The organism is Halobacteriovorax sp. BALOs_7 (genome assembly GCF_003612895.1).
Classification (GTDB): Bacteria; Bdellovibrionota; Bacteriovoracia; order Bacteriovoracales; family Bacteriovoracaceae; genus Halobacteriovorax_A; species Halobacteriovorax_A vibrionivorans.
The window spans coordinates 1,681,971-1,696,743 of sequence record NZ_CP027772.1 but is presented as its reverse complement, the minus strand read 5'-3'; the positions used below and the strand labels follow the sequence as shown (position 1 = coordinate 1,696,743).

Sequence of the window (14,773 nt, the reverse complement as noted above, 5' to 3'; positions counted from 1 at the left end):
ATTTGAATGATTCAAAATAACGCACGGTGAGATCAGAATCTATATTTTTGAATCTTTTATAGACAAAAAAAGCCTCCAAACTGGAGGCTTTCTATAGATTTAAATTTTATTTATTTGATATTATTCAGATGCTAGACAGCTTTCAACTGCTGCTTTGAATTCTGGGTGAAGTTGAAGAACTGTTCCTGCATTCTTGCTGTCATCACTTGTGTAACATCCACCATGAGAGTGAACACCAATGATTTCACCAGTTTCAAGATTGATAATACTTGAACCAGAGTTACCACCCATTGTATCAACTCTATGCTCTAGAAGGGCAGGTCTGTGTCCACCATTCCAAATTGATCCACCAACAGTTTTTAGCGGTCCAAAATTATTTTGTTGAGCGAAGTGTCTTTCATATTCACCACGGTCACTTCCATATCCTGTAATTGAAAGCATTGTTCCAATTGGTGGAACTTCTTTAGCGATTGGGTAATAACCTTGTGCTTGACCTGGTAGAAGTCCAGTGTGCTCATTTGGTAGTGCTTTTACAACTGCCCAATCATCACCTTGTCCATTGCTCTTATATTTAAGTGTTGTTCTATCTGCGCGATAGATATCTTTTGGACCTGGGTGTCTGATACCTCTTCTTGTTGAAGTAGGTGTATTGAACTCTAGGTAGTTTAGAGTTGCAGCACAGTGTCCGACTGAAATTACACATGAGTTTGAAATTAGAGTTACAGTACAACCTGCTTTATCTCTTTTATTTTCTAGTGAACGCCCAACCTTAGGGTCACTTGATGGTACACGTTCATCCATTCCACATATAGACTTGTCCATTGCAAAGACGGTAAGTGGCAATAATGTCACAAGTATTAACTTTTTCACTACGATCTCCCTTTGTTTGTGAACAAAAAGTCTATGACCTCAGTCACACTCCTGCAAATTTCGAGAGCTTATAGTAAGAAGTTGTAAGAAGTTAATCTCTTCTGACACAAAAATAAGCATTATTTCAGTATTTTATGAAGAACTTTTAAGTAATCTTTTGGGGACATGAGGTGAGTGTTGTGTGAAGCATCTGCTATTTCATAGGTGAATGCACCATGGGCCTTGAATTGCTGGGCGTATTGAGAATATTTTGTATCAAGTCTGCCGTGTATATAGTGATACTTTATTCCTTTAGGCAGTTTTGTAATGTCCAAAAGGTTTTCTTGGTTTGCTACAGATAAAGTCGTGGCAGCTTTTTGCCAGTAAGTGATCATAGAAGGAAGTTGTGCTGACTTCGTTTCAATCATGTTTTGATATTCACTATGTTCATTTACTTTTGTAAAAACACTCTGCTCGTACCAGTTTTTGTAAAACTCTCTTGCATCTTGATTTGAATTATATATATCAAAGATTCGGCCATCATGGGCCATACGTTTTTTTCGTGAGTCTTCATCTGTTAAGAAGCCTGGTGATCCAGACTCATTAATAAAATTATCAATATTTTGGATCTTAGAAAGTCGTTTATCAAAAAGAATTTCCTGGAATATACGGGCCGACATTGAATAAGTTAGGAAATTTATTTTACGATCCTTATTATTGGCAGTTTTTATGAAATTAATCATCTCATTTTTAAACTCTTCTAAGCTTTCTAATTTGCAATTGCTCCCATGGCCTGGAAGATCGATAAAGATAATTAAATACTTTTCTTTAAGTTCTTGAATCAAGTTTTCAAACTCTAGGGCCTCTCCCATAAATCCATGAGAGACGATAAGAATATCGCCACTAGGCCTACCACAAGCGTTTAAATAGAGCTTCTCACTGAAGCCATCGTGTAGCTCATTTAATGTTGACGCAATCTGCTTGCGACTAATTTTAATTCCTTTCTGGTAAGAGCTTATATCATCACATTGATAAATGAGATGTGGCCTTTCAAATGGAATTAGGGAGTCATTAATAATTTTATTTACTTTCTTAAGAGTTTCTCTCTTATCAAAAATTAAACTGATAAGGTTTTCATAACGATTATTATCAATAGGGACGACATAACAATTTGTTTCTAAGCCTACGTTTATTTTTGCTTCAATATTTTCTGGGTTTATATTTTCAGCTGCTTTTTGAAAAGTGTTATCACTTCTTCCTATAATTGAAATATTATTATTGGCATCATAAGTGGCCTTGTCATTGGTCATTAGTCTTGAATTAAAGTTTTCTCCATTAAGGTAACCTAGCGCAATACTGTCACCTTCTAAAATGAGGTGATCATTTTCGATAAAGACATGGCCATTCATTGGACTTCCAACACTCATAAGCGTTTGCAGATCAGTGGTAAATGGTGTTGCTAAGAATTGAGCACAACTCTCTGTTGCTCCATATGAATTTGAAAGCTTTAAGTTCTTTGAGATTGCCTTTTTCATTAACGTTGGATCTACTTTTGATCCTCCGAGAACGACTCCCTTAAGCTTTTTAAAATCATCCATGCTCGCAATATTAACAATTCGTTCAAGTTGCAATTGTACAAGTGAGGCCATTGTAACTTTCTTACTATTAATGATTGTTTCTTGCACATTATCAGGGCGTGCTAGAGTCGTGCTAGCGCCTGCCATCAGGCATCGCCATAAGATCATAAGTCCACCTATGTGATATAGGGGAAGTGAGAGTGCCCAGTTATCTTCTGATGTAATTTGATAATGCTCAATAGTTGCTTTTGCACTAGAGATTAAATTTTTAAGTGAGATACGTACACCCTTTGGTGTACCTGTTGTTCCTGAAGTGTAGAGTATTGTTGCACAATCTTCATATCTTTCAATTATATGAATTTGATTTTTTTGAAATGATTCAAAGACATCTTTTATGTCATAGTCACCAGGAGAGTTTTGTAATCTTCTTTCATCAACAAGGATGGGAATAATGCCAAAGTTTATTAATTGAAAATAGCGACAAATAAACTCTTTATTATTTTCCGTCCATTTTAAGAATGTATAAGATTTATCACTTTGCTTTAATTGGTCTAGCTGATCTAAGTTAGGCCTTTTACTGATTGCTTCTAATAATTCTTGGTATGTTAATTGGACCTTGTCATCTTTATAAAGAAGGGGAGAATCCAATCTAATATTAAGATTGTTAATTATATGAGAAATGAAGTTCTTGTTATTCATAACTTCTTAGAAGGCCTACGACGATACCAGCTATACGAAAATCATTTTGCCCCGTAATAATAAAAGGTGAGAGTCGATCATTGGCCGGGTGTAATTCAATAGAATTCTTTTTCTTGTAGAAGTTCTTTACAGTGGCCTCATTATCCACAACAGCAATAACGGTTTGACCTTGGTTTGCATTTTCTTGTGCTCGGCAAACAAGAATATCTCCTTCAAATATACCGTCATTAATCATTGAATCACCCTGTACATTTAAAGCAAAGTATCGGCCTGGTTTGGCCACCATGTGATTTGGAACCATTGTGTGCTCTGATGGGTTTTCAATGGCCTCAATGGGATTTCCGGCGGCGACATCACCAAGCAGTGGGACCTCACTAAATTGTGCCTGATGTGTTGTTACCATGGCCGGTGGGGCAGTGATTTCTTCAAGTAATTTTATTCCACGTCTCGCATTCCAATCGATTTCGATTTTTCCTGCTTCTTGAAGATAGTGCATGTACTTATTGACTGAACCAAAGGACTTAAGCCCAAAGTGTTCTTTGATTTCTTTCTGAGTTGGGGCATAGCCCTCTTTATCAAAATACTCTTTAATATATAAATAAACTTGATTCTGTTTTTTAGTTAACGCCATATTCATATGTTATGCGTAAGTACTGCGTAAGTCAAATTGTTAAAAATTCACAAAATTAGTGAAAAATGTTCACGGTTTTTGTGAAAAAAACTTACAATGGCAGATATCTCCCTTGTTTTATTGACGAGTCTCCTTTGAAAAGGATAGTTATGTCTTAACAAATCATTGGGAGGGTTAAATGAAATCATCAAACTCATTTTTAAGTTTATTTGTTACCGTTGTAACTATTGTTATCGGATTCAATTCGTTCGCTCAGGTTCCTGAGGTAGGGACAAGAGAGTCGTTCTTAAAATTAGATAACGTTGATCAAGAACAATATTTACATATTGTATCAAGAGAGGTTGAAGAAGTCGCTCCTGATTATGAAGCTGTCTATGAAGGTTTAGTCGAAAAGTCTGGTGCCGCTTCATTGGGTCAAGTATTTATGACAATTGATAAATTCATTGCCTTGGGACAAAAGATTTGGAAGATTGTTGAAGCTGGTAAGCCAGTTAGTAATTCAAGTTTTGCTAAGGCCATTAGCGTAATTCCAAATATGGATGATCCAAACTCAACGTTTAGTTCAATGTCAAATTGGAAGATGCCAATTGTTCGCTCATTTAAAGTAACTTATAAAAATGGCTTTGGCTCAGAGGTTATCTCTTTTGTTTATACTGTAGCATTTCAATACGGTGGTAAATATGAAGGCAAGGGTGCTTATTTAACAGGATTATTTGTTACAGCAAGTAATATTAGTGTTTCTTGGGGATTTAACTTTAATGCTTCTAGTGAAGTAATCTCAATTGCTAACCAAGGAAGTCTTGATAGCCCAATTGCTTCCGCTATGATTAAAGTTAATTATAAGGCCTCATCTGTTCTACGATCAATTGATGAAAACGATTTATTCTTCGTAAATGGGCAGGGAATGCTTCAGAGAATGAGATAATTTAAATTAAATTCTATATAATAAAGGGCCTCTTTTTAAAGAGGCCTTTTTTATTTCTTAATCATTAGCTTCTTTAAGTGCCTGTGTGATCATTTCAGTAAGCTTTCCAAGTCGCTCTTCTTGTTGATTTGGATATTTTCTGTCTCTGCTCTCAAGTGCACTTAAGTCTTCACCTTTAATTGAAGGGGCGAGTATTTCTTTAATCATGTACTCTCGTGCTCTTTGTCCAGAGCGTGTCTTTGTTAGGATATCCCATTTGAAGTCTTTACGATCAATAATATTAAGAATGTCACCAAACTTCACTTTGAACTCTCTAAATAGTCCTCCAAAGCCACTTGATCTTCTTCTCATCTTATTTAATTGTATTTGAACTAGGCCTTCAGCAAGTCCATCTCCAAATGATCCTTCTCCAGTATCTTTTGTTAGGGCCTCGGCCAATAGCTCTCTAAGTCTTGTGTCTTCGGCCAGATTATCTAATTCACCCTTTTCAATTTTATCAAATATATATGATTTTAATTGCCTACCTTCAGGCGTTGCTAAAATATTAGTTAACATGCGATTATTTGTAATCTCGTCAATCTTTCTATTAAGAAGGTTAGAGCTATCATTATATTCGTTTAACTCTGTTTTAAAAGTTTCATTAAGAGTCATTCCTATTTGAGAAGCGATGACGTTGTCCATGATAGGGCTATTCATAAAAGCTTGCGTATTTTCTTGTGTTGTAGCATTTGGATTATTTTGAAAATGCCTTGTGAGTAAAATCTTTGCGTTGTAAATATGCTGCTGACAGACTGCTGTATTATTGTCGCAAGAATATTTCATCGTTTCCCCAAGAAGCTCAAGTGTTGAAATCAATTCACTATTAGGAGTTCCTGAAGTCTCTTCATTACTTTTATATTCTTGTGCTTTATCTTCTCCTGGAATTTGTAAGATAAGATCAATTACTTCATTGATTTCTCTTGGGTTGTTTTGGCCATAAACATGGACAAATCGCTTTTGTAATTCAGTTTTAGCGCCTCTTTCAAGATCTTTTATACAATCATTCATATTCTCAGTAGCCTCGCTAAGTGAAGGAGACTCAAGACGTATAAGACACTTTTCAAATTCTTGGTAGCTATTAGAAGCGAGTAGTGATGGTTGTCTTCCATCTTTATTTGCAAAACTATTAAGGTCTCCTAATAGTTGAGATGCTATAGTTGTTGCAATTTGTGGTAATTCATCAATAACACATTTTTCAGCATTAGCTTGTGCGTTTTCATCATCTTTAATTCTTGCAAGACAAGGCATGACATTTCTCTTTGCACGATTTGTTAAGTCTAGAACTTTTTGTGGCTCTGAATTAAATAGAGGTGCGATCGACTCCTCTATTATAGTTGGTGCTAATGTAATAAAGGCATCCTTAGCTGTAACAGAGATACAAATATTTGATGCATCAGTAGCATTAAAAGAAGTATCTTTTTCATTTTCAGACATAACCTTATCAAGGCATGTATTTAATTGGTCTTGAATTTGATCACGCTTTGTCTCATATTCTTCTTTTGTCATTGTTGACTTAAAGTCACTTACTGTTCCCTCAATGGCCTCCGATGCGACATTTCTTATCAGTAGAGGAGTTAGAGTATCAATTCTTTCATCCATATCTAGTGGAGTACTTGCATTGATATGACTAGAGATTAATTGTCTAACTTCGTTAGTCTTATTCTCGCTTAAACCAAAGTCTCCAATCTTATCTGAGGCCATCTCTTGTGCGATTGATTCAATAACTGTTTTTTGCGTTCTAAAGGTACAATTTTCAATCTCTTTATTGAGGTTTTCTTGGTAAGTACTCATTGTTTCATACTTTCCTAGGCCCTCATCAAAACATTTTTTAATCTCTGTTTTTAGTCTTTCTAGTTTCTGACGGTCAACTGCTCGGGATACGAGAGACACATCGATATCTTTTTCTGCTGTTGCCTTATTTATACTGTCTTCTAAGATACTACTAGATAACTTTTTAATGGCACCTGTTAAGCAGTTGTTTACTAACTTTTCATTTGGCTCTTTCGTTAAGTCTTTGTAGTATTCTTCTTTTGTACGTTGTGCACAAGCTTGATATTGTTCGATTATTTCATCTGTTAATTCATCTCTTCTTTGTTGTGGTAGGTTTAAGTCTTCAAATTGTGATTCAAACTCATTTCTTAAAATTGATTCCGCAGCTGTTAGTGTTGCCATGGCCGTAACGAATTTTGCACATTCATTTCCATCACTCGTCTTACGTGCCTCCATACATGCTCTTAGATGAATATCTTTTAGTTCTTGAGACAATAGTTGCGCTTCATCTGCACTTAAGTTTTCTACGATTTGTTGATTTGTTCTAACGGCAATTTCAACAACATCACCAGCTGCTACTCTTTGTAATCCATCGATGCAGTCTTTTATTTCATTAGTAAAGCTATCCGTGCTCATTTGAGCTAAAGCAAGGTAGTCTCTGTCATTGTGATCTGCTTTGTTTATCACAGGTGCAAATCGACATGTATTTGTCTTTGAAAGGATGGAAGTTACAATCTCTCTATTATCATCTCTTCCAGTGTATGACTTTAGGGTATCGTTTAAGCGAGTTCTTCTTGTTTCTTGATAACTTGCTATCATTCCCTGGTAAACACATCCTTTAACAGTCGCAGTGGCATCAATTATTTTTTCAAATTTACCTAAGTTTTTATCAAGGCAACCTAGATATTTATTCTTTGCTTTAAGTTTTAAAGAAGAGAGGTCATCTTCAGGTGAAAAATTTAGTCCAATTTGGCGATCTAATTCAACTTCACCAATGGCCGTTGAAATATTATTAGTGAAAGTATTTGCACATTCTTTAACTTGGGAAGAGTTTATTGTTTTTGAAAGGCATACTTTGAAATCATCCATATACGATTTTAGAAAATCGTTTTTTTCTTGTGCCGTTTCAAAAGTTCCCATTTCATCAAGAACCTTATGAACTACTGTTTCAGAGTAGGCGAGGGCCAATTCTCGTATTTTCTCAAAGTTAGATAGATCAAGCTGGTTAACTTTATCAAAAGTTGCTTTGATCTCTGCTTCACTTAAGTTCTGTGCAATTGCTTCAGTGTTTTTAAATTGACTTAGTAAGAAGTCTTCATCATCAAATGGGTTAACGCTTTCAATGGCCCTAAAGACACCAATAACACCTTTTTCTAAAGCACCCATTGCTTTATCACCCATTCCGGCGTCATTACCTGTATTGTAATCGATTCTGGCCTCTACATTTGTTCGGTGACATTTTGCTTCAAGTTCTTGAAAATCTCGTGCAAGTTGTTGACGTTCTTCTTCTATTTGTTTATTTGAAAAGCGCTTTAATATTTCATCTAAGTCTTTATTAAGTTGATTTACATCTTCAATTAATTCACTTACACACTGATAAGCACCGTGACATATTTCTGATATTGAATCTTGTTCGTAATTACTTGTATCTAAATTTACCTTAAAGTCAGATTCAATTGAGAACTCATTATTTAAACTATCAATGTCCTTGAAATGACCATTCTCATCTAATGTACCCATGAGCACAACTTCGTCATCATTCGTACTCTTACAATAGACAGGAGCATTACTTAAATCTTTTTGAAAATTTAAATTTCTTGTATCTTCTTTGAGCCTGTTACTTCTTAAAGGAACTTGTCTTTTGTGGGTTTCAATAAAACAATTTGCTAATGTTGAATTATCGACTTGATTAGAATGCTTTGTCGGGATGAAAGGAAGCTCATCTTCAAATGTGAATAATGTGGAACTTCTTTTAGGACGAAAAGTGTTTATTCTTGGAAGTTTAAATGTCGTTAATCCATTGGCACAGCTTACGATATATCTTTGGTTTCTTCTGTTTCTAGGGTTTACGCCGCCCTGGCAAGAAGGATCAAATAGAATATTGTGTTGATCAATTAAGGTTGCACTACATATGTCTCGAACACTATTGCTCACTGTTGATTCTTTTTGAACCACACATGTTGAAGTCTGCGCACCGTAGGCGAAGTTCAAATGTAGAATGAATGTTAAAACAATAATGATATATCGATACATTTCGTTAAACTTTTCGGCTATGTACAGGTAATACTTGAGTATTTAACGAAAGTTTTTTTTGAGAAAAATAAATTAAAAGAGGTTAGGGCCTGAAATGGAGTCTAAGTAACTAATAATACCTTTTGCAGCGTACTTTGCATAAAGGTGGTGAAACCAGTTATCCAATACCAAACTAGCTTCAGAGTTATTTGTTAAAAAACCAGCCTCCAAGAGAATTGAAGGTCTTTTTGAAAGGGCCAAGACATAGAAGAGACCTGGTTTTAAACCTCGGTCTTTCATTTTATAATTCTTTGTTAAGAGTTTACTTAGTTCTCCGTGAACATTATCTCCAAGCTTCTTAGACTCTGGAGCAACTCTTTCAACAACAAGGTCTGTAAGAATATTATTGATAACAACTTCTTTGCCGTGAAGATCTCGGTTTTCGACATTTTCAATCTTTGTTATTGCCGCATCCTTATGATTATTTAAATAATAAGTTTCAAAGCCATTTGAGCTCTTATCTGTTGCTGCATTTAAGTGAATTGAAATGAAAATATCGGCCTTTATTATGTCGGCCATATCGGCCCTTTTTTGTAGGGTGATTGTTGTGTCGAGAGTTCTTGTTAAATAGGCTCGATGCCTTTTTGTTTCATTGATAAACTTTTTGAGTTTTTTTGCAATTTTTAGTGCGATATCTTTTTCGCAAACTACCTTTAGCTTTTTCTTCTTCCACACTTTTGCTTTGGCTCCACAGTCTTCACCCCCATGTCCTGGGTCTATTAAGACCGTTGCTGCCATTATATTGGTGCAAATAATTAATGTTGTAATCAATTGAAAGAGAAGTTTTAAACTCATGTATTACCATTATATGGACAAAATCTAGCAGTGCAAATTTATTTTATACAGCTTGTGTATTTTTGCATCGTGAAAGTCTTGTGGAATACTCCATTTGGTGAGGTCTTTGACGTCAAATGATTCTTGAACACTCTCATCAAGCTTAAAGCTGCGTAAATTATTTGAAAAATAGAGAGTCCCATCTTTCTTTAAAAGCTTTGCACAATTATTTATAAGTTCAACATGATCACTTTGAATATCAAAGAGCTTCTCCATTTTCTTTGATTTAGACATTGATGGAGGATCGAGGATGATGAGATCGTATTTTTCTTCTTCTTTTAAAATCTTTTGAGCGTTATGTGCTAAATACTTTAAGACATCTTCTCTTATAAATTTGTGCTTGTTCGGATCGATATCATTTAATTTAAAATTATCTTCTGCCCAATTAAGATAGGTGTTAGACATGTCAACGCTGGTAACGATTGCACCAGCGTGGGCAGAGGCAACAGAGAGGCTTCCTGTATAGCAAAATAGATTTAAGACATTTTTATCTTCTAGCTGTTCATTTGCTAGTTTCTGTCTAAGGGGCCTATGATCTAAAAAGAGACCAGTATCAATATAGCGATTAAGAATTAACTTAAACTGAATTTCACCTTCTTTTGAGTTAAAGACAAGATCTTGGTGTGTGCTCTCTTTTGTGTATTGAAAAGTTTCGTCTTGAACTTTTCTTTCTTTGATAACGATATTCTTTTCACTGTACTCACATTCATTGATTAAGGCATCAATGAGTAGTGGGAGATGATTTTTCTTCTCATCAATTCGATCAATCTCTCTTCGATAAATCACGCAATATGGGCCATGACAATCGACAATAAATGGGAAGTCAGGAATATCTCGATCGTAGAGTCGATAGGAATCGATTTGATTTTTTCTGGCCCACTTTTTCTTATGTCGATAGAGTTTTTTTATTCGACCATGTATTGCACTCATTTCTGTCCTTGGTAACTAATCAGATTTACGTAAATTATGCTCTAATTTGAAAAAAAAGCAATTACTGGACTCAAGTTATCAGTTAATTCACCCGTTAAGTTGAATGATATTTTAGCTATTTATCAAATTTATTGATAAGTGAGGAGAGATTAATGAAATTATTTGGCAAAAGTGCGCTACTTTTCTGCGCTTCAGTTGCAATAACGTTATCGGCCAATGCCAGTGTTTTTACTTTAGGTGAAATGCTTTTAAAGCCTATTTCAATTAAATCAAAAATTGTAAAAGAAGGTGTTTCAGGGGCATCGGTAACGACATTAAAGGATTCTATTCGTACAAGTGTTGTTTCCTTAAAGCATGGTTATCCTGACTTAAGTACCGCACTGGCCGATATTAAAAATCGTGCCAATAGAGAAGACCAAGCAAAGATTGGTCGTGTTATGGCAGCATTGAAGATGTCTCATAAAGATGTAGAAGGTGAGACTTTTAGAGATGTTGTAAATGATCTCGCTTATATTGCTTCAGTATATGGTGAGCAATCTGCAAAAGTTCTTAACTGTTCGTATTGTAAAGCAGATGAACTCGCAACATTAGGTTTTAGTAACAATCTTGTGAAAGTTGCTGATTCAAACTTAATGAGAGTTGTTCAAAGAGTACCTAAAACTCCTGCAGGAGTTACAAGATACATTTCTAGATTATCACGAAACAATAATATCAAAGATGCTTCTCGCTATCTAAATAGTAGTGAAAGAAGATCATATGCAATTTTCTTAAGCTTCTCTGAGCAAAGAGCTAAGAAGGAGTATCGTGAATTCTTTAATGCCGTTGCAAAATTTAGCAAAGGTAATTCTAGAGAAGTAACAATGGTCGGGCCAAGAGCTAAAAATTCATTTTGGAAGATTATTGATGGAAAGTTTTCACCTGAAAGAGCTGCAAAGCTTGCAAAGGCCATTGATGAAGCGGCCAATAAGCCTGTTTCACAAAGGGAAGATGCGTTCTTTAAAGAACTGTACAAGGTGAGTGATAAGACTCCTGAGACTCTTTCAAGTATAGAAGAGCTTAAGTCTAAGAAATGTTTTTTTAAGTAATTAATTTTTATTAAATATACAAAAAGGTATGACCTATGAGTAAAACAAACAAAAAATTTAAAGATCTCTATTTGCCAGTTCTTGGAACTGTTGCGATTGGAACTGCTGCTTGGTTTGGTATTTCCCACGTAAAAAATAGTGATTATCGTACGCCATCATCAGATGGTAACTATAAAACGGCCTATGAGGCCTGGGCAGACCTCCAGTATTCTGGGGCAAGCTATAGCGCAAAAGCAGCACTTGTCGATGGTCAGACTCTTCCTGGAATGCTTGGTGGGGTAACTTTTGGTGCAGAAAAAGAGGCATCTTCAAGTTTACTTACACGTGTAATGACGCCACCAACTTCTTATATTAAAACAAAAATTGGAAATTTAAGTGCTGAAAAGCAAGAAGAGTTCTATCGTGACTTTCTTTCTAATTACGCCAAAGATGCTAATGGTTATCGTACATATAAAGATATGTTTACAGGAAAGAAAATCGATCTTGCTTCAGATGTTGTAGATTTAGAGGGGAACCCTAAGGTACTTGATCTTACAGAACTTAAGGCAACAAATATTGAAGAGGCAAATTTAGATACTCTAAAAACAGTTTTTAATAACCTCTTTGATCAAATGGGGGATAAGCCTCTTTCATTTATTAAACCTACTGTAAGAATGAAAATGTTTAATGGAAATCTACCTGGCCTTCCAGATAAATTTCTTAAACAAAGATATGATTATTCTCAGTGGACTTCTGTTTTTGGAAAGGCGGAAAAATTTATTAATGATGCACACGCACATGGTGGTGGACAAGGTGGTGGTTGGGAAATCAACTTCCACGCTCAAAACACATATGGTGAGTTTGAGGAAATGGTCGCTTGGTTTAGAGAGTCACTAGCACAGGTTATTCGTGACCCTCAAACATTAGAGAAAAAAATAAAATTATTCCAAGCTCCTGGTCACCAACGTATTGTATTTGCAAAACACCCTGAATTAGAAACAGGAAAACTTTCTGAATTCTATCGTATGGTCCAGTCTTATATTGTTCTTAACGGAATTAAAGGGAATTCTGGAATTGAATTTGCGAATTATAAAAGTGTTCAATCTGAAGCAAACTTAAGTAATCTCTATCATGGTGGCCGCGGTGTAATTAGACCTGATGATCAGTGGAAACCATGGGTTAGAAATACTGGCGGACTAGGTATTGAATTTAGAGCGGGGACAAAGAATCTTGCACCAGCTCGTTTTTATCAAACAACACTTGCCGCTAGAATTGCAGCTAATGACTTTAGTGGAATTGCAGACATTGCTGATTATAATTTAAATAGTTCATCGTTTCAGACTGCACAGAGTATTTCAGAGCGTTTTGGAATTGAACAAGACGTTGTTAAGCAGGCCCTTGATAATATGAATAAGGCCGGAATCAAAGACTCTTATCGAGTCATGTATTGGGGATGGACTGAGCCAGGTGTTGCTTTCATCGGTGATACAAAAAGAGAGATTATTAAAAACTTAGTTAAGGATTATACGCAAAAGGTTGCTCTAATGGACCCAGATATGGATCCTTCGCAATTGAAAAATGAAATTCGTGAAATGAATCGTACATGGGTTTCTGCTTCTAAGCTTATTGATGATCTTGAAAACTATATGCGTCCTAAAGATATGGACTATAACGAATTAACAATGGACTTTAAGGCCAAAGTTGATGCTCCTAACCGAGTTAATAATCCAGTTGACGTTAATGATATCGATCTAGGAATTGAATATTCAGGTAAATTCCCATTAAGACTTAAGTCAATCACTTCTAAAGAGAGACTTGAAGATGGAAAACGTGCATGGGTACAAACGATTATTGATCTATCTTCACAAGAAAGAGAAGCAATTATTAAGAGAGTTGCTAAGGACCTTTACGATCAGATTGGCGGTGAAGAAGGTGAGCCACCTGTTAAGCTAGAGGTTGATGGGCACGGCCACGGTTTAGATGTAGCCTATGCTATTCGCGACTCGAAAGGTCGTAAGTGGCAAGTTGAGTGGGACGGTATTGGACGTTCGTATACTCCTGAAGGTGAAATCATCGCAGATTCTCCACGTGGTGGAACGATAGAGCTTATTACACCAAAGTTCACACCAACAATTGAAGAAGTAAGTGCAGTTTATAAAGCATTTGAGAAAAATAATGTTCTACCGTCTATTATGGCCGGTGGTGGTCACGTGAATATTGACCTAGCTGCATTTGATGATAACCCTAAGGCCCTTGCAAGATTTTTAACGATCTTCCATGAGCACAGAGGGATTATTTCACTTATGTTCCAGCATATTAATCGTACTCACACTTCTGAACAAATAGAGATTAGTGATACCCTTAAGAATGCGCTAAAAGACTTTAACGGAACAGAGGAAGAGCTTAAAAAACTTCTTTATAATGAAAGATACTTTAACACTCGTTTTGGACGTAAGACACGTTATCTACAACTTGATGTTTCAGCTTATTACCAAGATGTAATTCCTGAAGAGTTTGTAACAGATGATTTCGATATTTCAAATCCGACAACAGACTGGAGAAGAACATTTAGAGTTGACCCGAAAATTAGAAAAGCTGAGTTTAGAATGTTTAATGCGCCAAGAGATGCTGCTGAATCAGCAATGCAAATTAAGCTAGTTCGTGCAATGCTTGATAAGGCAATTAATTCAACTGAGCCTTTAGATGGCGAAGTTGATAATACAACTCACTTAGATTATGTAAAATCTCCAGCTACTGTTGAAGATGACTTAAAGAAACTTTGTGATGATTTAGGTCTTGATATAAATCAATTTAGAACTGCTGCAATGGAAGGATTATCAACTTCACAAATTGAAAGTCAGAAGGTCTTCTTTAGAGATATTGAAGAGAAAATGGCGATTCATCCACATCAACGAGGTTGGGGACAGGCCGTTGATGCTAGAAGTGAAGAGAATGCTTTAAACTCTACTGGCCGTCAGTGGACACCAGGTCCTGCTGATGAGTTAAATACAATGAATAATGATCATCGTATTAGAGCTGCTATGGCCGCTCAAGAAATGAGACAAGAAATTGTTCCAGCTCGTGAGCTACCTGGAGAGTTTGTTCGAACCAATAGTTGTGATGAATTAATTAATGAAATTCTATAAATATAAAGGGCCCGTGG

Annotated in this window: 9 protein-coding genes; 3 read left to right on the top strand and 6 right to left on the bottom strand. The window is 35.8% G+C overall.

What is annotated here, in order from left to right; all coding sequences use genetic code 11:
* Window positions 1–120: 120 nt before the first annotated feature.
* The 3 genes from BALOs_RS08130 to lexA form a co-directional block, all read right to left on the bottom strand.
* Window positions 121–870: a serine protease gene (locus BALOs_RS08130; RefSeq protein WP_115362851.1), complete on the bottom strand. Its 750-nt coding sequence runs from the start codon at window positions 868–870 to the stop codon at window positions 121–123.
* A 119-nt stretch (window positions 871–989) separates the two neighbouring features.
* On the bottom strand, window positions 990–3,125 hold the full coding sequence (locus tag BALOs_RS08125) for an AMP-binding protein (protein ID WP_120404858.1): 2,136 nt from the start codon (window positions 3,123–3,125) through the stop codon (window positions 990–992).
* A complete protein-coding gene (gene lexA / locus BALOs_RS08120) occupies window positions 3,118–3,756 on the bottom strand; it encodes a transcriptional repressor LexA (protein WP_158536897.1) in 639 nt (212 codons plus the stop codon). The genes BALOs_RS08125 and lexA overlap by 8 nt, the downstream gene beginning before the upstream one ends.
* Before the next feature lie 178 nt (window positions 3,757–3,934).
* Here lexA and BALOs_RS08115 point away from each other — a divergent pair, with 178 nt between their 5' ends.
* A complete protein-coding gene (locus BALOs_RS08115) occupies window positions 3,935–4,681 on the top strand; it encodes a hypothetical protein (protein WP_115362844.1) in 747 nt (248 codons plus the stop codon).
* A 57-nt stretch (window positions 4,682–4,738) separates the two neighbouring features.
* On the opposite strand, the gene BALOs_RS08110 is transcribed toward BALOs_RS08115, so the two are convergent.
* The 3 genes from BALOs_RS08110 to BALOs_RS08100 all read right to left on the bottom strand — a co-directional run bounded on the left by BALOs_RS08110 (window position 4,739) and on the right by BALOs_RS08100 (window position 10,546).
* Entirely contained in the window at window positions 4,739–8,743 is a 4,005-nt protein-coding gene (locus BALOs_RS08110; protein WP_162929617.1) for a hypothetical protein, read from the bottom strand.
* Window positions 8,744–8,815: 72 nt separating this feature from the next.
* A complete protein-coding gene (locus BALOs_RS08105) occupies window positions 8,816–9,577 on the bottom strand; it encodes an N-acetylmuramoyl-L-alanine amidase (protein ID WP_120404856.1) in 762 nt (253 codons plus the stop codon).
* A gap of 24 nt (window positions 9,578–9,601) precedes the next feature.
* The gene (locus tag BALOs_RS08100) at window positions 9,602–10,546 is read right to left on the bottom strand and encodes a class I SAM-dependent methyltransferase (RefSeq protein WP_120404855.1); all 945 of its coding nucleotides are present in this window, start codon (window positions 10,544–10,546) and stop codon (window positions 9,602–9,604) included.
* Window positions 10,547–10,698: 152 nt separating this feature from the next.
* On the opposite strand from BALOs_RS08100, the gene BALOs_RS08095 reads away from it, so the two are divergent.
* Both BALOs_RS08095 and BALOs_RS08090 read left to right on the top strand, forming a co-directional pair.
* Window positions 10,699–11,631: a hypothetical protein gene (locus tag BALOs_RS08095; protein ID WP_115362834.1), complete on the top strand. Its 933-nt coding sequence runs from the start codon at window positions 10,699–10,701 to the stop codon at window positions 11,629–11,631.
* 35 nt (window positions 11,632–11,666) lie between these two features.
* Complete coding sequence (locus tag BALOs_RS08090) at window positions 11,667–14,756, top strand: amidoligase family protein (protein WP_120404854.1); 3,090 nt, start codon at window positions 11,667–11,669, stop codon at window positions 14,754–14,756.
* Window positions 14,757–14,773 lie beyond the last annotated feature (17 nt).